Source organism: Acinetobacter sp. UBA1297, assembly GCF_002307755.1.
Lineage (GTDB): Bacteria > Pseudomonadota > Gammaproteobacteria > Pseudomonadales > Moraxellaceae > Acinetobacter > Acinetobacter radioresistens.
The window spans coordinates 1-24,284 of the sequence record NZ_DBUF01000015.1 but is presented as its reverse complement, the minus strand read 5'-3'; the positions used below and the strand labels follow the sequence as shown (position 1 = coordinate 24,284).

The following is a 24,284-nucleotide window of genomic DNA, read 5'->3' as shown; positions in this document are numbered from 1 at the left end:
TTTACGAGTATTATTTAAAAAATATCGTATGATCAATCTCAATGATTTGAACCTAAATGCAGTGATGGAGTACATATATGGATCTGCTTGATATCGTACATAACCGCTATACGACTAAAGCTTATGACCCAACCAAGAGAATTTCACAGGAGCAGTTTGAACGCTTCTTGGAAATACTTCGTTATACTCCTTCATCAATTAATATTCAGCCTTGGCATTTCTTTATCGCTGATCATGAATCTGCCAAACAGCGTATTGCGAAAGCTCTAGTGGGCAAGTACAGTTATAACGCACCTAAAGTATTAGACTCTTCCCATACTATTTTATTTTGTACTAAAGCCGATATTACTGAAGAACATCTTGAGCATTTGTTAAATCAAGATGCAGCAAGTGGGCGCTTCAAGGATGAAACAGCCAAACAAGGTCAGAAAGACAGCCGTAGTGGTTATGTTGATTATTACCGCAATGAAAAAGGTGATGTCCAGCGTTGGGCTGAAAATCAGACTTTTATTGCTCTTGGGCAAATGCTATTGGCAGCAGGTATTGAAGGTGTGGACGCTACCCCTATTGGTGGATTTAATGAAGATATTATCAGTGCAGAATTAGGCCTAACTGAATTAGGCTTAGTTCCATCAGTATTACTTACATTAGGCTACCGCAGTGCAAGCGATTTTAATGCCAAGTTACCTAAATCACGCTTGGACAGAGAACAGATTTTTACCAAGCTATAAAATTCTAAATTGAGGAGAGGATATCTCTCCTTTTATAATTGTCATCATAATTTTATATAAAAATTTTAAAATCATTCAAAAACCGGAAACAAAAAACAATGTTACCTATTCCCAAACGTCTGCTTAAATTTAAATGTCTAGGTTGCGGCAGCATGTACATAGAACAAATAAATAGACGGCATATGCTTTCCTATCCAGCATGCCCAAATTGCCAGCAGCCAGGCCAGATACTTGGTAGTGTCAATAAACTGGATTATCTGCTTCATCCGGTAGCAGTGATAAAAACTTACTTACCTTAAAGCATATTACATGGCATATGCCAGACAGATTACTCCAGTCAATCCTAAAATTAAGCCGATTAATGTCGGGAGATTCAGTTTTTCTTTAAAGTACAGCAAGCCACTCATCACGCCCAGTAATACTACCAGAATATTCATTCCAGCAAATACAATAGCCGGGCTATCTTTAAGTAGCATATGGGCCTTAATGTACAGAGCAATATTACAAAAATTAAGCAAGCCCAAACCTGAACCAGCTAATATATTTTTTTGTGACCACCGGTTTTTTTGTAAAACCAGAAAACCGCTTGAGAGTACAAAAGAAAACAGAAAGGCCAGATTCAAGGCCAGTGCAAATTGTAAGCCTAAGCCTGTGGTGTATTTTAAAAGAATATCCACCAACGCGTAGCCTATCCATACACTCAATAGAAAAACCAGACCTTTTTTATGATCGGAAGTCGTTTTTTCCTGAAAATGTTGACCGAATAATAAACTGATTACTGCGACTATTCCTAGACCTATACCCAGCAGTTTACTAATACTGAACTGTTCCTGAAATATAGAAAAAGCAGCCAGTAGAGATAATACAACAGACAGGCGTTGCGCAATTTCGGTTTTCAGGATTCCTGCGTATTGTAGTGATCTGGCCAGACATAGAAATATACCAGGCAATAGCATACCTAAAATAAAAATCAGCCACCACGGAGTGGTACTTAAAGAAACATGAGAAAAATCCGGTTTAAACCATATATAGCAAAGTACACTGGCAACTGCATAATTGACAGTAATCATTTGCAGAGCATCAAAACCGTGTGATTTGCCCCATTTTAAGAATATAGACACTGCCACACTGCATAAGGCCGCCCCAAAAATCAGTTCCATCTTGCCACTCTTAGCTTGTTTTACTTGAGCTTATAGAAAAAGCCCACATCTGTGGGCTTTTAAATATTATAAAAAATCACGTAGTGAGTTATTTATAACGATCAACCATTTTTTCCAGTGAAATCGGATGGATTTTATCTGCATGGCCTGCCGTACCAAATGCTTCATAACGATCTACACAGATCTGTTTCATTGCATCAATAGTCTTGGCAAAGAATTTACGCGGATCAAATTCGCTTGGCTGTTCAGCCATCATACGGCGCATTGCACCGGTAGAAGCCAGACGCAAGTCTGTATCAATGTTAATTTTGCGTACGCCATGTTTGATCGCTTCTACCAACTGCTCAACTGGCACACCATAAGTTTCTTTGATATCGCCGCCGTATTGGTTAATAATAGCTAACCATTCTTGTGGAACTGAACTTGAGCCATGCATAACCAGGTGTGTATTTGGTAGAGCCGCATGAATTTCTTTAATACGGTCAATTGCCAGGATGTCTCCCGTTGGTGGACGGGTGAATTTATACGCACCATGTGAAGTACCTACGGCAATTGCCAGCGCATCAACATTGGTATCAGCCACAAAACTGCGTGCTTCTTCTACAGAAGTCAACAGCTGAGAATGGTCAAGTATCCCTTCTGCACCTACGCCATCTTCTTCACCAGCCATACCGGTTTCAAGTGAACCCAGACAGCCAATTTCACCTTCTACTGAAACACCACAAGCATGTGCCATTTGTACAGTACGACGAGTCACATCAACATTGTATTCATAGGAAGTTGGTGTTTTACCATCTTCACCTAATGAACCATCCATCATCACCGAGCTAAAGCCAAGCTGAATTGAACGCTGGCAAACATCTGGGCTGGTACCATGATCTTGGTGCATAACTACCGGAATGTGTGGCCATTCTTCAATAGCGGCCAGAATAAGATGACGCAAGAACGGCGCCCCTGCATACTTACGGGCCCCCGCTGAAGCTTGTACGATCACAGGTGAATTGGTTGCGTCTGCAGCCAGCATGATTGCGCGCATTTGTTCTAAATTGTTTACATTGAACGCTGGTACGCCGTAGCTATGTTCTGCGGCGTGGTCCAAGAGCTGGCGCATCGAAATAAGTGCCATAATATCCTCCCAGGTAATGCGGCCTATTCTACCCTGTCATTTATTTCAATTCAGCAACAAAACACATGATTTAAAAAAAAATCCCTGCATTTGCAGGGACTTTTAAACAAAAGCCTACAATTTACTGTGTGGCTGTGCCTGTAGTAGCTGTTTCAGCTTCTGGTGCAGGCATTTCTACTGTTGGAGTCATAGAATCTTCAGCTGGTACATTCACTTGTTCAGGCGAAATATCTGTATTATTTTCATCCATGATTGGCTTGTCGATTGCATCAATTGCAGCTTGTTGTTCAGGTGTTATTTTTTCTTCTGCAGCAGGTGCATTTTGCCCCTGATCAGTTGCAGCTGCTTCTTCTTTCTTTGCACATGCAGTTAGTACCAGTGGTGCGACCAGTGAGATCACAAGCATAAATTTTAACTTCATTACCTTTATCCAAACAAAGAAGATCTAATGCAGATTATGTTATTGCACAAATATGACAGTTATATGAATCTAAAATGAAAACAGGCTGGTCCAAGCCAACCTGTTTAAACTTAAAAAATTATAGAATCAGAAGAATGTATTAGGCACGCTCTAGTAGCACGGCTACTGCTGGCAAGGTTTTGCCTTCTACAAACTCAAGGAAAGCCCCACCACCAGTCGAGATATAGCCAATTTTGTCAGCGACTTCATATTTATCAATAGCTGCCAATGTATCTCCACCGCCTGCTATCGAGAAACCGGCAGACTCTGCAATTGCCTGAGAAAGCGTTTCGGTACCCTCTCCAAACTGGTCAACTTCAAATACACCGACCGGACCATTCCATAAAATAGTTTTTGAATTTTTAAGAATCTCTGCAAATGCCTGAGCTGTTTCTGGACCAACATCCAGAATCATGTCATTTTCCGAAACTTCTGATACTTTTTTGACTACAGCTTGAGCTTTTGCCAATGAACCCAAGAAATCTTCAAAGTTAATTTCAGATGCATTAGCAACAACCACGTCAATTGGCAAAGGGACAGAAACTTTCGCAGCAATCGCTTTTGCAGTGTCGACCAGGTCTGCTTCAAAAAGCGATTTACCCACGTTATAACCGGCGGCTGCCAAGAAAGTATTGGCAATACCGCCGCCAACAATTAACTGGTCACAAAGTGTGGATAAAGAATTTAAAACGTCGAGTTTAGTAGAGACTTTAGAACCTGCAACAATTGCTACCATTGGCTTTTCAGGTGTTTTTAGTGCACGGCCCAGCGCATCCAGTTCTGCTGCAAGCAGCGGTCCTGCTGCTGCAACCTTGGCAAAGCGTGCTACACCTTCTGTAGATGCTTCCGCACGATGCGCAGTACCAAATGCATCCATAACAAAGACATCACACAATGCAGCGTATTTTTGTGCCAGCTCAGGATTATTCTTCTTTTCACCTGCATTGAAACGTACATTTTCCAGTAAAACTACCTGGCCGGCCTGAACTTGAACGCCATCCAAGTACTCTGTAACCAACTGGACTTCCTGACCCAGTGCCTGAGACAGATAAGCCGCAACAGGAGCGAGTGACTGTTCCGGTTTAGGTTCACCCTCTACCGGACGACCCAGATGAGAACACACTATCACTGCTGCACCTTTTTCCAGCGCAGCCTGAATTGTCGGTAATGCAGCGCGTAGACGTGCATCGCTCGTAATCTCACCATTTTTTACAGGAACGTTTAAGTCTTCACGAATAAGGACACGTTTGCCTGTCAGGTCAAGGTCAGTCATACGCTGAAAGTTCATGTAATACTCTCTTTATGTATTTAAAAATGCCATCGATTTTAAATGATTATGCTTAAAAAGGTTAGCTTCTTTTGCATAAAAGCTAACGTTTGCCAAAGATTTGTTATGATAGATAAAGCCTGTCTATTTCCGAGTACTTATGTCTTTTCATCCTGATCCGAAGATTAACCGCTTAAATGTATTAGGTGAACCCTTGGCAAGCTGTTGCTATGACCCTATTACCGGATATTTCCGTAATGGTTTTTGCCATACTGCTGCTACTGATCTGGGCCAGCATACTGTTTGTGCACAGATGACATCTGAATTTCTAAGTTTTTCTCAAAAACTGGGTAATGATCTGATTACGCCCTTACCGGAAGTGGGTTTTCCCGGACTAAAACCTGGTGACTTCTGGTGTATCTGCGTAACGCGCTGGGTTGAAGCCTATCAGGCTGATATGGCTCCGCCTGTAAAAATTCATGCCTGCCATCAGGCAGTACTCAGTTATGTACCTTTAGATATTTTAATGGATTATGCAATTTGATGAAGCAGCCTCCTCTTATTCTGGCCTCCAGTAGTGAGACCCGTAAAGCGCTGTTGAATCGTTTAGGCTTGCAGTATCGATGTATTTCACCAGATATTGATGAATTACCCCAGGGTGAGACACATGCAGATGAACTTGCAAGGAGACTGGCTTTTGACAAAGCTCATATTGTTGCCAGACTTTACCCTGAAGCAGTAGTGATTGGTTCCGATCAGGTAGCATGGCGGGAACATACACCCGATGATTTTATAGGTAAGCCCTTAACAGTTGAAAAGGCAGTGCAACAGTTGCAGGTCAATTCCGGGAAAACGGTCTATTTTAGTACGGGGCTGAGTGTACAGCAGCATTCCACAGGTTTTCAGCACACACTGGTAGAGCATTATCAGGTAAAATTCCGCACATTAAATCTGGCCGAAATTGAGCGATACATCGAACTGGATCAACCACTTCACTGTGCAGGTAGCTTTAAATGTGAAAGTCTGGGCATTAGTCTGTTTGAAAAGATGACGGGTAATGACCAGACAACTTTAATGGGCCTACCCATGATTCAGCTATGCCAGATTTTGCGCCAACTCGACTTCCAGATTCCCTAGCTAATTTTTTTAATATTTACAGGTTTTTTCTATGTCCCAACCTCTAGCTGTCTTAGGCGGTATAACTGCCGAACAATTTTTAAGTGAATATTGGCAAAAAAAACCGCTACTGGTCCGTAATGCCCTGCCCGAAATTATCAATATTCTTGAACCGAACGATGTTAAAGAACTTGCGCTTGAAGAAAATATTACTGCCCGTTTAATCAAGCAAAAAGATAAAGATTCTAACCAGTGGTCAGTGAAATCTTCTCCCCTGATTAAAGGCGATTTCCAGAAAATGCCAAAACTATGGACCTTGCTGGTTCAGGCGGTTGACCATTATTCATTTGACCTCGCAGCCCTATGGAAAAAATTTCCCTTTATTCCACAGTGGCGCCGTGATGATATTATGGTGTCTTATGCGCCTAAAGGCGGTTCAGTTGGCAAGCATTTTGACTTTTATGATGTATTCCTGGTGCAAGGTTACGGTCACCGTCGCTGGCAGCTTGGGCAGATGTGCGATGCAGACACGGCTTTTGTTCCAGGTCAGCCTCTTAAACTGCTACCAGACATGGAGGTAAATTTTGATGAAGTACTGGCTCCAGGTGATCTGTTATATGTTCCACCCGGTCTGTCTCACTATGGCGTAGCAGAAGATGACTGCCTGACCTTTTCCTTTGGTTTTCGCATGCCTAATATTGCAGATATGATGGATCGTGTGAGTGATAAATTTTCTGAAGATCAGTTACTCAGAAATCCGCTAACCGATATTCTGCGTGGCCAGGCTACAGCAGCAGGCGAGATTACACCTGTTGAACTTGAGTACCTTAAAACAGAACTGCTTGCCCGTCTGCAAAACTCTACTGTACTTGATGATGCTATTATCAGCTTGATGTCAGAACCGAAGTATCCGGAGAATATTCCTGAAGCGGAAGAGATCGGTACAGGTGATCTGGAAGAAGCTTTGGATCAGGGCTACATGCTAATGCTGGAACCTGCTTCACGCCTGCTTTATACAGATGAAGACAACCAGCTACTTTTTTGGGCAAATGGTGAAGCACTATATATTTCTGAAAGCTTTGCAGCCTATTTAAAGCGCCTTGCTGATGGTGAAATTCTGGTTCTTGATCAGAATTTAAATGATGAAGAAATACTTGAAGATATCGCACAACTATTAACTGACTCTATTTTGATGCTGCTTCCACCAGAAGAAGAGCAGAACTAATATTTATTTATAAAAAATAGCCAGACCTGTTCTGGTTATTTTTTTATCTGAAAAATTATCTCAGTTATCTTCTTATGTGACTGAGAATGAACAAAACTCTCATTGAGAAATATAGCCCGGCTTGGCAAGTTGAATCTATTGAAAAATATTAAAAGGAAAGCTGAATATAATGGCAAGCCCAGCACAAACAATACGTCATAAGCTCCTCAATACATTTTTCTCAAGACATTCGGTCTGGTTCCTGTGCATTCTAATCGCATTAGGTATTACCATGCTTAGGCTATTCTATGAGCCACATTATATTTATTACTTCGTTTCAGATACCTTGCTTAACAGTGTCTGGCTAATCACAGCTTTGCTCAGCCTGCTGGGTCTCTATGATGTTTTGCAGAATCGTCACTCGATCTTAAAAAACTATCCGATTATGGGCCACTTTCGCTATATCTTTGAAGATTTTCGTCCAGAGATCCGGCAGTATTTTATTGAATCGGATCATGATGCACTGCCATTTTCACGGGTACAGCGCAGTCTGGTATATCAGCGTGCGAAAAATGAAAATTCAGATAAACCCTTTGGCTCAATTTTAGATGTCTATCAGGCAGATTATCGTTTTATTACTCACTCCCTGGCACCTTGCTCACCAGCAGATCCGGCCACTTTTCGTATTCAGATTGGTAATGAGCAATGTACTCAGCCCTATAGCGCTTCAATTTTCAATATCTCTGGCATGAGTTTTGGCAGTCTCAGCGCCAATGCAATTCTGGCGTTAAATCAGGGTGCCAAGATGGGTAACTTTTACCATGACACAGGAGAAGGCAGTATCAGCCCTTATCATCTGGAAAATGGTGGCGATTTGGTCTGGCAAATTGCCAGTGGTTATTTTGGCTGCCGGACGCTTGACGGACAGTTTGATGAAGGAAAGTTTGCTAAACAGACACAACTTGAACAGGTTAAAATGATTGAACTCAAACTTTCCCAAGGCGCCAAACCGGGTCATGGCGGTATTTTGCCAAAGCATAAAATTTCTGAAGAAATTGCCCTGATTCGGGGAGTAAGTCGTGATCGTGACTGCATCTCTCCTGCTACCCACTCTGCTTTTCGTACACCGATCCAGATGATGCACTTTCTGCAAAAATTACGTGATCTTTCTGGTGGTAAACCAGTAGGCTTTAAGTTGTGTATTGGGCATCCATGGCAATTTATGAGTATTGTAAAAGCTATGCTGGAAACCAAAATTGTACCGGATTTTATTGTAGTCGATGGCTCTGAGGGTGGTACAGGTGCAGCACCAATTGAATTTAGTGACTACATTGGTACACCTCTGCGTGAAGGCTTACGCTTTGTACATAATACCTTGGTGGGTACCGGTTTACGTGATCAGATCAAGATTGGAGCAGCGGGTAAAATCGTCAGTGCATTTGATATTGCCAGTACATTTGCACTGGGCGCAGACTGGGTGAATTCAGGTCGGGGGTTTATGTTTGCAATTGGCTGTATACAGGCACAAAGCTGCCATACCAATCAGTGCCCGGTTGGGGTAGCTACACAGGACCGTGACCGACAAAAAGCTTTACATGTGCCCACCAAAGCTGAGCGAGTTTTTAATTTCCATAAAAACACTTTGCATGCCCTGGCAGATATGATAGCAGCAGCAGGCTTGCGTCATCCTTCGGAACTGGATGCACACCATCTGGCACAACGGATTAATGACCGGGAAATTAAAAATTATGCCCAGTTGCATTATTTTATGGAAGAAAATGCCCTTATTAACAACCAGCTTCAGGATAAAGAAAATTTTTATTACCGCATGTGGCAAATGGCCAATGCTCAAAAATTCTGATCTGTAAAAAGCTGAGTACATACATTCTTAACTTGGCTAACTTGATCACCATAAAATTCTATCTGAGGAAAATACGATGAATAACTTACGCTGTTATAAACAAATGCCTGTATGGTCTAATGAAAACCTTCCTCAGAATTTCCGCGAGAAACATAATACTCAAGAAGGGACTTGGGCTAAATTGACAATATTGCAGGGCGAACTGGTATTTGCCATGCTATCAGAAAATGGTGAAATAATTTCTGAAGAAACTTTTAATGCTAATCATCAACCTTCCTTAGTCTCACCTCAAGCATGGCACAAAATTGTCTCTACCAGTTCCGATATTGCCTGCCAACTTGAATTTTTCTGTGAGCCTGAGCGTTACTTTGAAAAAAAATATGGACTAGTACCAACGCATTCCGAAATACGTATGGCGAGTAAAATTCTGCACAGTGCAGGTACCGCACTTGATCTTGGTTGTGGTAGTGGCCGCAATACACTTTTTCTCAGTGAAAAAGGTTTTGAGGTCGATGCATGGGATATTAATGAAGCTAGCATCAATAAGCTTAATGAAATTATTGGTGCAGAGAAAATTGATCATATTCACACTGAAATACGTGACCTGAACCAGAATCCCATTATTGAAAAACGCTATAACTTTATCTTTTCAACGGTTGTGCTGATGTTTTTACAGCCCCCTACTATTCCCCGACTTATAGAAGAAATGCAAAAAGCAACTCTGCCTGAAGGTTATAATCTGATTGTTGCGGCTATGGATACACCAGACTATCCATGTAATGTTGATTTCCCCTTCACCTTTAAAGAAGGAGAGCTCATTCGTTATTATACGGGTTGGAATATCTTACAATATAATGAAGATGTTGGTGAGCTACATCGGCTCGATGAGCATGGTCGCCGGATAAAATTGCGTTTTGCTACATTACTGGCAAAAAAACAGGCTTGAATATAAAAGCATACTATTCACTAAAAACTACAAAGCCAGATCATTACTCTGGCTTTTTCAGAAGATTATATGGCGCTAAGTTTTATTAGTACTTAATGCCAGATCATGAGCTTATTTATTCATAATAGTATTTTGAAGGTCTGGCATGTAGAAATGCCGGAATCAGCCCGGTAAGTGCAGCCCGAATATCGGCCCGCTCATTAATGAGTTGATGCGAACCCTCTTCAAGCATAAGCAGGGTCTGTAACCGGAATTTTCGCCGGATAAATTCAATGTTATAACGCCAGTCTACCGTCTGGTCCAGTGCTCCCTGAGCAAGCCAGACTGGTATTCGGCAAGCCGGTCTCTGCTCCATTTCCTGCATCCACCGCGACATCGCCAGAATCCAGTCCATACCCATCATACGGGGCTGTAAAGGATCTTTTAAGCGAATAAAGCGCAGAAATTCCGGATTATGGTTATTACGCCGGAAATGTCGAGGCACTTGCCGCTTGATACGCCGGATAATACCGAGGCCAACCGGGTTATGCCACCATGCTGTTTTTGCAGGTCGAATGAGTGGAGATAAAAGCAAAATACGATCAACAATCGGATTACGGCGCTGCTCAGCATATTCGAGCAAATGATGCATCCAGATTGCGCCACCCGTACTCTGTCCAATACCTAACCATGGTTGCGGCAACTGGTCAGCCTGACGGACATACTGATATACAGCCAGTAAAACCTGCTGATAATGATCAAAATTCTGGATATTGGCCGGCGAACCGTCACTTAAGCCATGCCCCGGCAAGTCATATGTTATTACGCTGAAGCCCTGTTCAAGTATTTCACGGATGATTGGCTGGTAAATGCCGCTGTGTTCAAGATAACCATGCAGCAAGCAGACTGTACCTTTAATTTCAGCACTTCTCGGTTTAAAAACCTGTACATGTAATCGAAAAAGTGGCATGGGAACGTAACCCTGCCATTGGTCACAGTCCAGCAGATTTAAACCATAAAGTTTGCGATAAGCTAAAATATCAACTGAGGGTTCATAGGAGCGGTTCAGATTTAATGGTTCTAGAAGCTGTGAAGTAATTTCACGGCTAGGTATAGGCAAGTCAAGTTGGGTAAGTACATTCGGATTTAAAAATGGGATATCTGACATTAAGGTACCTCCCGGCAGCCACTTGAGCCAAATAGGATATCGCGAATTGTGGCCAGCATTTCGTAATTGGCACGGCGACTGTGATCATAATTCTGCCGGCTTGGACGCCAGTCTGTTAATTTTGAAGGCATAGGCGCTTCAACCGGTATGGTTTCTATACCGTTTAGTGCAAATAAACGGCGTGTACGTGGCATATGATAAACATCCGTGATCAAGATTACTGTAGGTGCCCCACCTTTTTTCTGTAAAAGCAATGAACTGAACCGTGAATTCTCACAAGTATTCATACTGCGGTTTTCCAGTAATTTTGCTTCTACATTTCTTTCTTTTAGCCAAGCCTGCATATAAGGGGCTTCTACCCCGCTTAAAACAATGGGTAAATGGTATTGTTTTTCGACTTCCAGGGTTTTCTCGAGCCGCAAGCGGGTATATTTATTCACTACAATATCTTTCTGGTTATCAGCTAAAGTCAATCCGCCACCTAAAACAACAATTGCATAAGGTTTGCTGGAACTTGCCGGATAGACTGGTTCATTTTTTTCTTTTTGTATTTGGGCAATATCCTGATAAATTTCGCTTTCTACTGCCTCTTGCTGTTCAACCGGATGTGTCATCAGGAAATCTATATATTGCTCCATTAACACCTTATTCTCTGCGCTATTCAATTGCAGAAGCTCACGCATGTCTTCAACCGAATCGGAGACTGGCTGTTCTTGTTCCTGTCCTTTTTTATCAACAGATGGAACCAGTAATGGAATAACCGGCTGGTCGTCCTTATCGTTTTCTTCTTTTTCCTGTTCTTCAATAATAATTTTTTGCAATGCTTTATAACGGGCCTGTAGCGTAGGCAAATCCTGTGCATTCTGGTTTTGCATAGACTGCTCCATCAGTTTTAAATATGCCTGACGGGCAATCCAGAGATTTGAACCAGGCTCTAGTTCCTCATATTCGCTCAGGGCGGCCATTTCCTGACTTTTTGCTGCCACCTGGTTGACTTCTACTGGCACAAAAGTATTAAGAGCCTTGACCACCAGCTGCGAATAAAAAGGAGTATAGATAAAAACCATCAGACAGCCGAGCAGTACAAATATGCCTGCGGCAAGCTGTACTAAACGCACCATCCAATGATACTGAGCCATAAACTGTTTATTCCGTATGTGAGCAAATCTGGGCTATTTCATTATAGAGTACCGGTTCCGGCTCGAGCATGATGTTAAATTTCTGATAAACATCGTGCTGTACCGCGCAGTATGTAGCTTTGATATCTTCTAATGACGCTTCAGCATAGTTGACCAAGACCAGTGCCTGTTTTTCAAACATGCCTACCTGACCCAGACGCTTGCCCTTCCATCCTGCCTGCTCAATCAGCCAGCCGGCTGCAATCTTGGCCTGACCAGTCAACTGGGGGTAATGCGGTAGTCTCGGGAATCGCACTGCCAGTTTTTGATAAGCCTCATTACTAATCACAGGATTTTTAAAAAAACTGCCGGCATTAGGATATTGTGCCGGATCAGGTAACTTACTTTGTCGAATATGAATAACCTGCTGTTGCAGGTTTTCGGCACTCTGATCACCTGCCATAGCCAGTTTCAGATCGCCATAGTTCAGCTTGAGCTGCGGTGTTTTTAATAACCTGAATGTTACATGGGTAATAATGTAGCGATTTGGCTGATCTTTAAAAATACTGTGCCGGTATGAAAAACCGCAATCTTTAGCACAGATCGAGTCAAACTGGCCAGTTTCATGGTCATATACTTGTACCGATTCAATAAAATCTCCAGCTTCTACCCCATAAGCACCAATATTCTGTACAGGTGACGCGCCAACTCGTCCTGGAATTAAAGCCAGGTTCTGTAAGCCATACAAGCGTTTTGTGGTGGTATAAAGTACAAACTCATGCCAGACCTGACCGGCACCCACCCTCAGGCTGCGGCTTTGTTCATCTTCATCTAAATACTCAATACCTTGAATATCAATATGCATGACCAGTGCATTAAGCTTTTCAGGTAAAAGCAGGTTACTGCCACCAGAAAGCACAAGAATATTTAGCTGATTCTGGACAGCATATTGAACCGCAGCCGGAATCTGCCGAGTCTGTTCAATGTGAATGTAATGGGAAGCGACACTGTTAAGCTTTAAACTGTTAAAAGGTTTAAGTTGAATATTATTTTGAATCTGAATCACATCTAAACCTTTTAAATTACTGACCAAACTGATTTTTAAATACATTTATCCAGGCACGACTGCTTGATTCACACTGATCCAATACCCGCTCAAAACCATCAAGTCCGCCATAATACGGATCGGGTAAAGCCTGCTTGGAATATTCAGGGTCATGCTCACTCATCAGAGCAACTTTTGCACGCAGGCATGTTTCGCCATATTCAAGACCAGCTTGATGCATTACTGCTTGTATATCTTCAAGATTCTGATGATCCATTGCCAGAATCAAGTCAAAATCAAGAAAATCCTGAATCTTTAACTGACGAGCTCTTAACATTGAGAGATCATAACCACGTTTTTTGGCATGGTTCTGACTCCGTTGGTCAGGTGCTTTACCTGGATGATAATTACTGGTGCCAGCTGAATCAACGATTACATTTAACTGATACTCGTCACAATAATGCCTCAGGACAATTTCCGCTGTGGGAGAGCGGCAAATATTTCCTAAACAGACACACAACACCTTATACGGCGCTTTGGACGACATAACGACCTCAAGTACAGCTTTCTTTTGAAGAGTCTTATGTTAAATTATTTACAGGATGAATCCTATAGAACTGCAAAACAATAATGTTCAATTTTTTAAAGAATTAAGGAAAATGTATGGGCCAATTTCAGTTTCAAACCGTTCCCAATATTATTGCTGGGCTAGGCTCAATTGAGAGACTCAAGCAAATCTTGATAGAGCAGAAGTCCAAAAAACTGTTATTGGTTACCGATCCGGGAATGCTGGCTCAGCAGCTTCATCAACCTGTTTTAGATATTTTACATAGCATTGGACTTGAATATAGTATTTATGCTGATGTACAGGCTGATCCACCAGAAGACGTAGTCCTGGCAGCCGCCCGTTTTGCCCGAGAAGAAAAAGCAGACATTATTTTAGGCTTTGGTGGCGGCAGCTCTATGGACGTTGCCAAGATTATTGCCCTGCTTGCGCATCCTGAACAACAGCAAAAGCTCCAGGAGACGTATGGTGTAAATCAGGTCCAAGGCGCACGATTGAAATTAATTTTAATTCCTACCACTGCTGGTACCGGCTCCGAAGTCACGCCTATTTCGATAGTAACCACTGGGGAAACAACAAAAAGTGGAATAGTATCACCTGTGCTTTTTGCAGATACTACTATACTCGATGCAAATTTCACCCGAAATTTACCACGTCATATTACTGCAGCGACCGGTATTGATGCGATGGTGCATGCTGTCGAAGCCTATACATCTAAAATTAAAAAAAACTTCTATGCGGATTTACTCGCAGTTAAAGCGCTCCAGATTCTTTATACAAATTTAAGACCGGTACTTGAAGATGGCCACAATATGGAAGCCCGGCAGAATATGCTGGTCGGTTCTATGCTTGCCGGGCAGGCCTTTGCCAACTCGCCAGTAGGTGCGGTACATGCGCTGGCTTATCCGCTTGGTGGACACTTCCATATTTCACATGGGCATAGCAATGCTCTGGTTTTTACTGAAGTCTTAAAATTTAACCTGACTCATGCCAAGCAGCACTATGCTGAATTGATGTTACATATTGAACCTAAAAGTAGTGGCTCAGTAGAAGGCCTCAGTGATCTGTTTATTGATCATATGCAAAATTATCTGGACATCACTGGTTTACCCTTGACTTTGCAATCACTCGCCATACCTGAGCAGGCTTTAGAACAGCTGGCACAAGATGCAATATTACAAACCCGGCTATTACAGAATAACCCCCGTGAGCTGGGTTATGAGGATGCCCTCAATATATATCGAGCCATTTATTCATGAATAAGCCTATAATTACCGAACGCAAGCATTTTAAATTTTTCTTGCCGATTCAGACTCGCTGGGCAGATAACGATATATACGGGCACGTCAATAACGTAATCTATTATAGCTATTTTGACACGGCGGCTAATTCGCTGCTGATTCAGAAAGCAGGGTTTAACATTCATCAATCCCCTGTAATTGGGCTGGTAGTTGATTCTGCTTGCAGCTTTTTTCAGGAACTGTCTTTTCCTGAAATAATTGAGGTTGGCGTAGCAATTGAACGGATCGGCCAATCTTCTTTAACATATCGTTTAGCGATTTTTAAACAGGGTCAGCAGCAGGCATCTGCACAAGGTCACTTTGTTCATGTGTTTGTAAATCGTGAAACGCGAAAAAGTACTCCCATATCTCAACAGATGCGGGAGGATCTAGCCACTTATTGTTTATAAAACAATCATGATTTTAACTGGATATTTTGCAGCTCGGCATCAAAAAGATGAATTAAACTCTGAATTGCAGGCTCTTGCTGTAGTAATTCTTTTGCACGCTGGTACGCTTTTTCCTTGCGTACCGTTTGCATGATATATGGTGTGATCTGCTCAATTTCTTTGTATTCCACTTGAAACTGTGTATCGGGCCATTGCTCTTTCATGGCTTGCTCTAAAGCATGCTGGAGCTGAGACAGCATTCCTTCATATTGTTGTGGAATTTGAAAAACTGACAGGCCATTAATCGTGCCTGTCATCAGTCCATGCTGGGCCAGCTCTTGAACGGCAGGTGATAACTCGCTATTCCTAAACCAGTATTCCCATTTGTCTACAGTCCATTCATGCTCTAACTGCTGAGGTGCTAGTGTTAGAATATCCTGAGGCATCAAGTGACCAGAGTTTTCATATTGCTGAGCGCTAATACCAGCTTTTTCCAGCTTAGTATCAGACAATTTTTCACTAGAAAAACTATGAGATACCTGCTCACTCTTTCCCCCGGTTTTAAAGGACTCGGCTACAGGTAACTCAACAAATAAATCTTCCGCAGATATGGTAGGCGCTGTTTCACTCTGGCTAAGATCTTTTGGTATATCGGATTGGGTGTTTATTGCCAGTTCTGAAATGACTAGAGCATCAGGCTCAAGAAATTTAGTATCCAAAAGATCAGCAGAAGGCACTACCGGTTTAGGCTGAACATTTAAACCTGCCTCATCAAACCCGACCAGCCCATCAGCCGAGTTTAAATTAAAGCTCAGCATTTCATTTGCTGCTGAACTTTCCTCAGTATTACTGTCCGGAACAGCTGGTTCTAGCGGTTTTTTCTCAAAAGGTTCAGAAGAGTCTGCTGTAGTTTTAGACACAGTGTCTGGCTCTGCTCCAGCGAGTAATAACTCTTCAGAAATAAAATTTGTCTCAGGCTCAAGTTTCTCTGCTAAAACTGTTACCTGTGGTTCAGACAGATGAGGTGCTGTATTAACTTCTGCCGATGCTGAGGAGCTACTATCAGAAACTGCCGGTCCAGAATTGTCTATTGATATTTCATCAGGTGCCAAAGGCCGAAAAGCTAACAGCCGTAAAATACACATTTCAAAGCCCTGCTCTTGCGTAACAGACAGTTGCAGGTCAGCTCGTCCCTTACAGGCAATTTGATAATACAGTTGCAGGTCTTGCGCTGAAATCAGGCGTGAGAGCTGTAAAATTTTACGGTTAATCTCATCACTGTATTTAAGGCCTAGGTCAGGCAAATATTGTAATAGAGCCAATTCGTGTAAGGTCGAAATCAGCTGATCCAGAACAAGTGAAACATCCAGTGCCTGATGTCTAAACTGTAATAAAAGCTGGCTGACCCGGGCCTGATTATTCTGATGAATAGCCAAGATCAGGTCATATATGATAGTGCGGTCAATGAGCCCCAGCATCTCTTTGACATCCTGATGGTGTACCTCACCCTGACCATAAGCAATAGCCTGATCTGTCAGGGACAATGCATCACGTAGGGAGCCTTGGGCAGACTCACCAATTTGCCAGATGGCGTCACTATCGGCATTAATCTCTTCTTTTTGTAAAATTCGGGTTAAATGTTCAGTAATCTCATCAACTGCTAATGGTCGCAAGGTAAATTGCAGGCATCGTGAAATAACCGTAATAGGTAATTTCTGCGGATCTGTGGTAGCGAATAAAAATTTTACATGCTCTGGCGGCTCTTCGAGCGTTTTCAGGAGTGCATTAAAAGAGTGAGTAGAGAGCATATGCACTTCATCGATCAGATAAACCTTAAAGCGTCCCTGAGTCGGTGCATAAGGTACATTGTCGAGCAGTTCGCGGGTATCTTCAACTTTGGTTCTTGAAGCGGCATCAATTTCAATCAGATCAATGAAACGGCCTTCATTGACGGCTTTACAGGTAGCACATACTTCGCATGGTGTAGAAGTAACACCGGTTTCACAGTTTAAGCACTTTGCTAAAATACGCGCAATTGTTGTTTTGCCTACGCCACGTGTACCTGTAAATAAATAAGCATGATGCAGACGGCCACGTTCTAACGCATTGGTCAGCGCCCGTGACACATGGCTTTGCCCGACCAGCTCATTAAAGTTGCGTGGACGATATTTTCGCGCAAGTACTTGATACATGTATGCTCCTTTTTGCCTGTATAAGCATACTGTTTTTTTGCAGCTTAGTGAATGAGCCGTTGTCATCAATTGCTTTTAAAACGACAAGTCACTACTTTGCGTTTGAATATGAAAATAATTTTTAAAACCAGATACGCTTTTACATTTATGTATATTTAAAATTTCTGTGCTTTTAAACTATCAGGCAATCTTGTGAACACATAGAATAATGGCTGCAATTCGCTCCACACCTGAATAATATGGCTGTTCGAGTTCTTCACCAAAAATGTCCGGATCGATTTCCTGCCAGTGCCATGTAAATTTTGATTGTCCTTTAAACCACTCTTCAATTCGTTCCTGTAATATGCTTTGACCATTACGGATGGCAACCCCTGTATATAAAAACAAGTGTCCATTTCTGTAAAGATGAGTAACTCCTTGCTGCACAATATCAAAAGCCAGCTGTGCACCATCCATTTTATAGCCACCATGCCGGTACTGACGCCGCTCCGAGTCTACCAGGTAAGGAGGATTGGCAATAATCAAATCATATTGCTCATGAATTTCCTGATATAAATGACTATTTACTGCACGAAACTTTTCAATGCCCGAGAATTCTGCATGAAGTTCACTTAATAATAGAGCGTGTGGATTAATGTCTACCAATGTAAGTTCTGGCTGAGGGTTAAATTTTTTGGTTGTTAGAATCGCAGTGGCTGCCGTACCCGAGCCCATTTCCAGAATACTGTTCACAGAGAACTGCTGTTGTTTTAGGAAACAGTCTAAATGCAAATTAAAACGGTAGGTATCAGGTCCTAAAAAAACAGCATTCTGGCTAGTTGTAGGGTAACTGCTATGGATAAAAATCTCATCATTTAAACTTGAAACACGAAATTTACAACGAAACAGTTGCTCCTGCTGCTCAAGCAAATCATGATATTTCAATAGTTCAAATAAAGGTGCCTTGAGATCTGCTGCATAGAACCAGCGATTCCAGCCAAAAATATCTGCTAAAGTTTCTCCTACCGCCGCATGTCTTAAGACCCGTGAATGCGTTTCTGGCGTTACACTGATAAATTGATAAGCATTAGCTTTAAGATGTTTTAACAGATCTAGTAAAGCCTGCTTCTTGGTTTGTAAATCTGAAAGCTCTATGTCCATATATGTCCTTTTATATTATTTTAATTCAAGAGAACCATCCTTTCCTGCCAGTAAGTACACCATCTGCACAGCGTAAAGCTTCTTGAGTGAGTGCCCACAGACGGTAATCTCCAGTCATGGAACCCATCTGGAAATTATGAGTATAGGCAAAACTCAAATTACGCTCAGGATCACACCAGGCCGCTGAACTGTTATAACCCATGTGCCCAAAACCTTGTTGGGCGGCCTTACCCAGCGTAAAAATCCGATGATAGCCCAAACGCCAGTTCATGGGTACAGGCATAACCCGGTCGCGAGCAAAACTCTGAATACTGCTGAGCTCCTGAAAAACTTCTGGTTTAATCAAGACCTTACCTTTCCACTGTCCATGATTAGCCAACATGGCATAAATTTTTGCCAGACTATGCGCATTAAACACACCATTGGCTGCGGGAACCAAGGCCTGCAGGCCGGCCTCATTAAAGAAGCTAAAGTTTTTCATTCCTTTAGGAACCATAGCATCTTGGAAATCTTGAGGGTTCTGTCCACTCCAGTAAAACAGCTTTTCACTAAATGATGTTTTTCTTTTTGTTTTCTTTGATATTTGATTGTTATGTTTCTTCCGGACTGGTTTAGAGGCAGCAAAAGGACGAGCTACACGCTCCAGTTCAGTCAAGGGAAGACCAAAATATGCACCATCTAACCCAAGTGGTTCTACCAGATATTGTTGCATTAACTGAGATAAAGTTTGACCGGTAACTTTCTCAAGTAGCCCGCCGACCAGCCAGCCAAAAGTTAAAGCCTGATAAGCAACGCCCTCTCCTGCTGAAAAACGTGGTTTAGCCTGCTCGAACACTGTTAACATATGCTGCCACTCGAGCATTTCTGCAGCGTCATTAATCAGGTTGCGGATATCATATAAACCGCTTTGATGAGACAATATATGTCGTAGCGTCAGCTTGTCTTTCCCTTGCTGTGCAAATTCAGGCCAATATCGACCAATGGGTGTGTCATAGTCCAGAAAGCCTTCACTTACCAGAATATGAACTAAAGTGGCCAATACGCCTTTACCGGTTGAATAGCATACTGCCAGCGTATCGGCTTGCCAGTTTTCAGTTACAGATTTTTTGCCATTATAAATATCAACAACTTTTTTTCCTTTAAAATAAACTGCTAACCCAGCCCCTCCGCTATTTAAACGGCTAGACTGCAATCGGCTAAACAGCTTTGCTAAATCTCTGAATTCAGATTGACATTCACCCTGATAATGCTGGTGTCCATGAAGAATCCATTCTTGAATGGCTGACATATCATTACTCTTATTTTTAATCTAAATGTTTTAATTCAATACTTACTATAAAAAAGCCTGAGTTATGAAACTCAGGCTTAAAACTTACAACGCTTTAATACAACCCGCAACATGGGGTTTATGCGATTTGGCATTACAAATCAGGAATACTGTATCTTGGCCTTGCTCGGCAGAGAGAAGCTCCACCCGGGAAGGTAAATACATAGGTAATTTAAAATTCACATCGGCTTCATAAGCTTCTGGTAGTTCAAGACTTGCCAGTGCTCGAGCCTTACTCCACATACCATGTGCTATTGCCTGCTTGAAACCAAATGCTTTGGCTGTAACAGCATGAATATGGATCAGATTGAAGTCTCCTGAGACTAAAGCATAGCGGCGTCCGGTATTTTCAGAAATATCCCATTTTTCTTTCAACTGATATTCGGGTTCCTGTTCAGCCTTTACCTTTTCTGCCGCTTTTACTGTACTTTTCTGACGAACCAGGTAGGTAGTCAGTCCTTCCATCACGACCTGTTTACCAGCTTTAGCAGTAGTGATAAAATCGAATTGTATACCTTTATCATGGGGTTTAAGTTCACCAAACCTGCAAGACAACGTCAGCTCTTCACTGGTTTTGATGCTACGGGTTTGACGTACCATATTGCGAATATGTACCAGCCCCAGAATTGCAAACGGGAAAGCTTCCTGCGTCATCATATGCATTTGCAGACTTTGTGAAAGTACTGCCAGATAAATTGCAGGAACCTCTCCATTATTTTTAAAGCCGCACACTTCATTGTAGGCTTTCAGATGTTTCTGATCGATCTTAAGAGAGTCCACAACATATTCAACTTGTGGCAATACTTTCTCAGCTTTAGGCTTTTTAAAAATCAGTCCCTGAATAACTTTTGGATAAGCCAGATAAGGCTTAGGCAACTGGCTAAAATGACGTGTGTGCATACTCAACCTTCATCAATATCTTTTTTATAAATAAAATTCCCTCTCCCTTGCTCAGGAAGAGGGCCAGAGAGGTTTAAATCCACCTCTCCTTTTATACTGCTCTTCCCTTTAATGGAAAAGAGTTTTTATGAAAAATTTACGCGCCTAACAGGCTTTGTCCACAGACACGCACAACGTTGCCATTTAGGCCTGTAGATGCAGTTGAGGCAAACCATGCTATCGTTTCAGCAACATCTACCGGTAAACCACCCTGACTCATAGAGTTCATACGGCGTCCGGCTTCACGGATTGCAAATGGTATGGCTGCGGTCATTTGAGTTTCAATAAAACCCGGGGCAACTGCATTAATGGTAATCCCATTTTTCAGAAGTGGTGCGGTAAATTTAACCAGACCGATTACGCCTGCTTTAGAGGCAGCATAGTTAGTTTGGCCCAGATTACCAGCAATACCTGATATGGAAGATACGCATACAATACGGCCATTGTTATTTAAGCCATCATTTTCCAGCAGATAATCATTAATACGCTCTGCCGCAGACAGGTTGATATTTAGTACCATGTCCCAAAGTTCAGGCTTCATATTGGCCAGTGTCTTGTCACGGGTCACACCGGCATTATGCACAATAATATCCAGACCACCTTTTTCTGAGGAAGCTGCCTTAATTTTTTCACCTGCATCAGCTGCGGTAATATCCAGTGCCAAAACTGAACCACCAATACTTGCTGCAACCCGGTCAAGGTCAGCTTGCTGCTGTGGCACATCAAGACAAATCACATGAGCACCATCACGTGCCAGTACCTGTGCAATCGCCTCGCCAATACCACGGCTGGCGCCAGTTACCAATGCCATTTTGCCATCTAAAGGTTTAGCCCAGTCAACATTAACCACTTCAGCTTTAGATACACGGATTACCTGACCAGATACATAAGCTGAGCGAGGTGAAAGCAGGAAACGTAGAGTAGATTCAATATTCGCTTCAGCGCCTTCATCTACATATACAACTTGAGCGGTAATACCTTTTTTGAATTCTTTGCCAACTGACTTAACAAAGCCTTCTAATGCGCGCTGGGCAATTGCCTGTTTTACTGTTTTGGCATGCTCAGGTGTAATGCCTACTACAATCACTCTGCCAGAAGTCTGAATCTGGCGGGCAACCGGATTAAAAAATTTATACAGTTCATTTAACTGCTCAGAGTTCTGGATTCCGGAAGCATCAAATACCACTGCCTTAAACTTGGACTCTTTATCGCCAGCATTAAAAGCACTGAGGTTCAAGCCGGTCTGGGCTGCTGCCTGCTGTAGTTCAGCATTATTACCTGCATAGCTATTTGCATGGATATTGTTTAAAACCTGTGCAATTTCACCAGACAATGTACTTGAGGGTGCTGCACCTAAAAGTACTGCTCCTTTAATAACAGGCGCAGCTGACTCAAAACGGTCCAGCTGGATTGGCGATGGTAAACCTAGATTCTTGATGACAAATTTACCAATTGGAGATTTTGCAAATACCTGGTATTGATCAGTCATGTTTATTATCTCTCATACAATTTAATTTGAATGAACCTGGAGTTCTGTTGACTTTAGAAGTAATCTCAAACAGTTATATTTCAAAGGGTCCACCGGATTCTAGCAAAATAATACTTGAGTTACTGTTTTGATGTCTTGACCTGAAAGCTCCATGCAATGTCATTGTAGTCAATTCAGGCTATTCTATAATATGTTAATGTAACACATCAGAATATCGTAAACGTGCTTGGAAAAGCCTTATGACTAAAACAACTCAAGAAAATCAGGCGGTCGAGAATTCTGCTCGGGAGAACGTGTCAAATACATCAAAAACAGCATCGCGTACTGCTAAAAGTACGACCGAATCTCCCAAAGCAGTAAAATCCACTTCTAGCCGTAGCAAAAAAACTGTCTCTACTGCAGCTAAAGTTACTTCGTCTAATCCATCTTCTGTTCAACAGGATCAAAACATGAGTCAAAACACAGTTCGCCGCGTTGCAATTATTGGTGGTAACCGTATTCCATTTGCACGTTCAAATGGTCCTTACTTTACTGCATCCAATACTGATATGTTAACCGCAGCATTAAATGGCCTTGTTGAGCGTTTTAATCTGCAGGGACAACGCATTGGTGAAGTTGTTGCTGGTGCTGTTCTGAAACATAGCCGTGACTTTAATATGACACGCGAATGTGTACTTAATACTCAACTTGCACCTGAAACACCTGCTTACGACATCCAGCAGGCATGTGGTACTGGTTTACAGGCTGCCTTTTTGGTTGCAAATAAAATTGCCCTGGGCCAGATTGATGTAGGTATTGCTGGCGGTGTGGATACCACTTCCGACGCGCCAATCGCTTTTGGGGATGGCTTGCGTAAGGCCTTACTCGAACTCAATATTGCCAAAACTGCAAAAGACCGGCTAAAAGCCTTAACTAAAATTAATGTTAAAAACCTACTGGATGCGCCTAAAAATGGTGAACCACGTACCGGCTTGTCTATGGGTGAACATCAGGCGATTACTGCGCTCGAATGGGGAATTTCCCGTACTGCACAAGATGAACTGGCTGCATCAAGCCATCATAAGCTGGCTGCAGCCTATGAAGCAGGTTTTTTTGATGACCTGATTACTCCTTTTCTCGGTGTTGAACGTGACCAGAACCTTCGTCCGGATTCATCTGTCGAGAAACTGTCAAAACTGAAACCTGTTTTTGGTAAAGGTGAGACAGCTACTATGACCGCAGGCAATTCGACTCCCCTAACTGACGGTGCATCTGTTGTATTGCTGGCATCTGAAGAATGGGCAAAAGCTAACGGTCATGAAGTGCTGGCTTATTTGACCTTTACTGAAACTGCTGCTGTCGATTTCGTTAACAAGAAAGAGGGACTGCTAATGGCACCTGCTTATGCAGTTCCACGTATGCTTGAACGTGCCGGTCTGAAACTTCAGGATTTTGATTATTATGAAATTCATGAAGCTTTTGCTTCCCAGGTACTTTCCACCTTGAAAGCATGGGAAGACCCAACTTTCTGTAAAGAGCGTTTAGCACTGGAAGCGCCACTTGGGTCAATTGATCGCTCTAAATTGAATGTTAATGGTTCCTCACTGGCAGCAGGGCATCCATTTGCAGCGACTGGCGGCCGTATTTTGGCTACTGCTGCAAAACTGATTAATCAAAAAGGTTCTGGCCGGGTACTGATTTCAATCTGTGCAGCGGGTGGACAGGGTGTTACAGCAATTGTAGAAAAATAATTTCTGCTTTGTGAATGAATACAAGAAGGCCGCTTAATGATTAAGCGGCCTT

The 24,284-nt window shown here is 42.3% G+C and carries 23 protein-coding genes; 9 read left to right on the top strand and 14 right to left on the bottom strand.

Features of this window, described 5'->3' with window-relative positions; translation table 11 throughout:
* The first annotated feature begins 77 nt into the window (after nt 1-77).
* Complete coding sequence (nfsB, locus tag B3R63_RS07060) at nt 78-731, top strand: oxygen-insensitive NAD(P)H nitroreductase (RefSeq protein WP_248131955.1); 654 nt, start codon at nt 78-80, stop codon at nt 729-731.
* Between the two features lie 137 nt (nt 732-868).
* Here the strand turns inward: nfsB and B3R63_RS07055 are convergent, their stop codons facing one another.
* The 5 genes from B3R63_RS07055 to B3R63_RS07035 all read right to left on the bottom strand — a co-directional run bounded on the left by B3R63_RS07055 (nt 869) and on the right by B3R63_RS07035 (nt 4,765).
* Nucleotides 869-997 (bottom strand): hypothetical protein, encoded by a 129-nt coding sequence (locus B3R63_RS07055; RefSeq protein WP_265734065.1) that lies wholly within the window; start codon nt 995-997, stop codon nt 869-871.
* A 39-nt stretch (nt 998-1,036) separates the two neighbouring features.
* Nucleotides 1,037-1,891 carry a DMT family transporter gene (locus B3R63_RS07050; protein WP_005026244.1) on the bottom strand — a complete coding sequence of 285 codons (855 nt, stop codon included), beginning with the start codon at nt 1,889-1,891 and terminating at the stop codon, nt 1,037-1,039.
* 88 nt (nt 1,892-1,979) lie between these two features.
* Nucleotides 1,980-3,017, bottom strand: coding sequence for a class II fructose-bisphosphate aldolase (gene fba, locus B3R63_RS07045; protein WP_005026246.1), 1,038 nt, complete (start codon nt 3,015-3,017; stop codon nt 1,980-1,982).
* A gap of 121 nt (nt 3,018-3,138) precedes the next feature.
* The gene (locus B3R63_RS07040) at nt 3,139-3,438 is read right to left on the bottom strand and encodes a hypothetical protein (RefSeq protein WP_286729380.1); all 300 of its coding nucleotides are present in this window, start codon (nt 3,436-3,438) and stop codon (nt 3,139-3,141) included.
* 139 nt (nt 3,439-3,577) lie between these two features.
* On the bottom strand, nt 3,578-4,765 hold the full coding sequence (locus B3R63_RS07035; protein WP_286729378.1) for a phosphoglycerate kinase: 1,188 nt from the start codon (nt 4,763-4,765) through the stop codon (nt 3,578-3,580).
* A gap of 139 nt (nt 4,766-4,904) precedes the next feature.
* Here B3R63_RS07035 and B3R63_RS07030 point away from each other — a divergent pair, with 139 nt between their 5' ends.
* The 5 genes from B3R63_RS07030 to tehB all read left to right on the top strand — a co-directional run bounded on the left by B3R63_RS07030 (nt 4,905) and on the right by tehB (nt 9,871).
* On the top strand, nt 4,905-5,288 hold the full coding sequence (locus B3R63_RS07030; RefSeq protein ID WP_005026254.1) for a DUF2237 family protein: 384 nt from the start codon (nt 4,905-4,907) through the stop codon (nt 5,286-5,288).
* Nucleotides 5,288-5,881: a Maf family protein gene (locus B3R63_RS07025; RefSeq protein ID WP_005026257.1), complete on the top strand. Its 594-nt coding sequence runs from the start codon at nt 5,288-5,290 to the stop codon at nt 5,879-5,881. The genes B3R63_RS07030 and B3R63_RS07025 overlap by 1 nt, the downstream gene beginning before the upstream one ends.
* Before the next feature lie 31 nt (nt 5,882-5,912).
* The gene (locus B3R63_RS07020) at nt 5,913-7,085 is read left to right on the top strand and encodes a cupin domain-containing protein (RefSeq protein WP_286729374.1); all 1,173 of its coding nucleotides are present in this window, start codon (nt 5,913-5,915) and stop codon (nt 7,083-7,085) included.
* A gap of 169 nt (nt 7,086-7,254) precedes the next feature.
* A complete protein-coding gene (locus B3R63_RS07015; protein ID WP_286729372.1) occupies nt 7,255-8,925 on the top strand; it encodes an FMN-binding glutamate synthase family protein in 1,671 nt (556 codons plus the stop codon).
* A gap of 76 nt (nt 8,926-9,001) precedes the next feature.
* Entirely contained in the window at nt 9,002-9,871 is an 870-nt protein-coding gene (tehB, locus tag B3R63_RS07010; RefSeq protein WP_286729369.1) for an SAM-dependent methyltransferase TehB, read from the top strand.
* Nucleotides 9,872-9,986: 115 nt separating this feature from the next.
* Here the strand turns inward: tehB and B3R63_RS07005 are convergent, their stop codons facing one another.
* The 4 genes from B3R63_RS07005 to B3R63_RS06990 are packed head-to-tail and all read right to left on the bottom strand — an operon-like array spanning nt 9,987 to nt 13,728.
* Nucleotides 9,987-11,018 carry an alpha/beta hydrolase gene (locus B3R63_RS07005; RefSeq protein WP_286729367.1) on the bottom strand — a complete coding sequence of 344 codons (1,032 nt, stop codon included), beginning with the start codon at nt 11,016-11,018 and terminating at the stop codon, nt 9,987-9,989.
* Entirely contained in the window at nt 11,018-12,157 is a 1,140-nt protein-coding gene (locus B3R63_RS07000) for a YdcF family protein (RefSeq protein WP_005019973.1), read from the bottom strand. The genes B3R63_RS07005 and B3R63_RS07000 overlap by 1 nt, the downstream gene beginning before the upstream one ends.
* Nucleotides 12,158-12,164: 7 nt before the next feature.
* A complete protein-coding gene (gene murB, locus B3R63_RS06995; protein WP_286729364.1) occupies nt 12,165-13,247 on the bottom strand; it encodes a UDP-N-acetylmuramate dehydrogenase in 1,083 nt (360 codons plus the stop codon).
* Entirely contained in the window at nt 13,219-13,728 is a 510-nt protein-coding gene (locus tag B3R63_RS06990; protein WP_286729362.1) for a low molecular weight protein-tyrosine-phosphatase, read from the bottom strand. Before B3R63_RS06990 ends, murB begins: the two co-directional genes overlap by 29 nt.
* Before the next feature lie 116 nt (nt 13,729-13,844).
* Here B3R63_RS06990 and B3R63_RS06985 point away from each other — a divergent pair, with 116 nt between their 5' ends.
* Nucleotides 13,845-15,005, top strand: coding sequence for an iron-containing alcohol dehydrogenase (locus B3R63_RS06985; protein ID WP_286729359.1), 1,161 nt, complete (start codon nt 13,845-13,847; stop codon nt 15,003-15,005).
* Complete coding sequence (locus tag B3R63_RS06980) at nt 15,002-15,436, top strand: acyl-CoA thioesterase (RefSeq protein WP_286729356.1); 435 nt, start codon at nt 15,002-15,004, stop codon at nt 15,434-15,436. The genes B3R63_RS06985 and B3R63_RS06980 overlap by 4 nt, the downstream gene beginning before the upstream one ends.
* 5 nt (nt 15,437-15,441) lie before the next feature.
* Here B3R63_RS06980 and dnaX read toward each other — a convergent pair whose 3' ends face one another.
* The 5 genes from dnaX to B3R63_RS06955 form a co-directional block, all read right to left on the bottom strand.
* Nucleotides 15,442-17,607, bottom strand: coding sequence for a DNA polymerase III subunit gamma/tau (gene dnaX / locus B3R63_RS06975; RefSeq protein ID WP_286729353.1), 2,166 nt, complete (start codon nt 17,605-17,607; stop codon nt 15,442-15,444).
* Nucleotides 17,608-17,787: 180 nt separating this feature from the next.
* Nucleotides 17,788-18,747 carry a class I SAM-dependent methyltransferase gene (locus B3R63_RS06970; RefSeq protein ID WP_286729350.1) on the bottom strand — a complete coding sequence of 320 codons (960 nt, stop codon included), beginning with the start codon at nt 18,745-18,747 and terminating at the stop codon, nt 17,788-17,790.
* Between the two features lie 25 nt (nt 18,748-18,772).
* Entirely contained in the window at nt 18,773-20,035 is a 1,263-nt protein-coding gene (locus B3R63_RS06965; RefSeq protein WP_286729348.1) for a serine hydrolase domain-containing protein, read from the bottom strand.
* Between the two features lie 84 nt (nt 20,036-20,119).
* On the bottom strand, nt 20,120-20,974 hold the full coding sequence (locus tag B3R63_RS06960; RefSeq protein WP_286729346.1) for a MaoC family dehydratase: 855 nt from the start codon (nt 20,972-20,974) through the stop codon (nt 20,120-20,122).
* 136 nt (nt 20,975-21,110) lie between these two features.
* Nucleotides 21,111-22,502, bottom strand: a complete 1,392-nt coding sequence (locus B3R63_RS06955; RefSeq protein WP_286729344.1) for a 3-oxoacyl-ACP reductase — start codon at nt 22,500-22,502, stop codon at nt 21,111-21,113.
* Nucleotides 22,503-22,741: 239 nt separating this feature from the next.
* Here B3R63_RS06955 and B3R63_RS06950 point away from each other — a divergent pair, with 239 nt between their 5' ends.
* Nucleotides 22,742-24,232, top strand: coding sequence for an acetyl-CoA C-acetyltransferase (locus B3R63_RS06950; RefSeq protein ID WP_286729341.1), 1,491 nt, complete (start codon nt 22,742-22,744; stop codon nt 24,230-24,232).
* Nucleotides 24,233-24,284 lie beyond the last annotated feature (52 nt).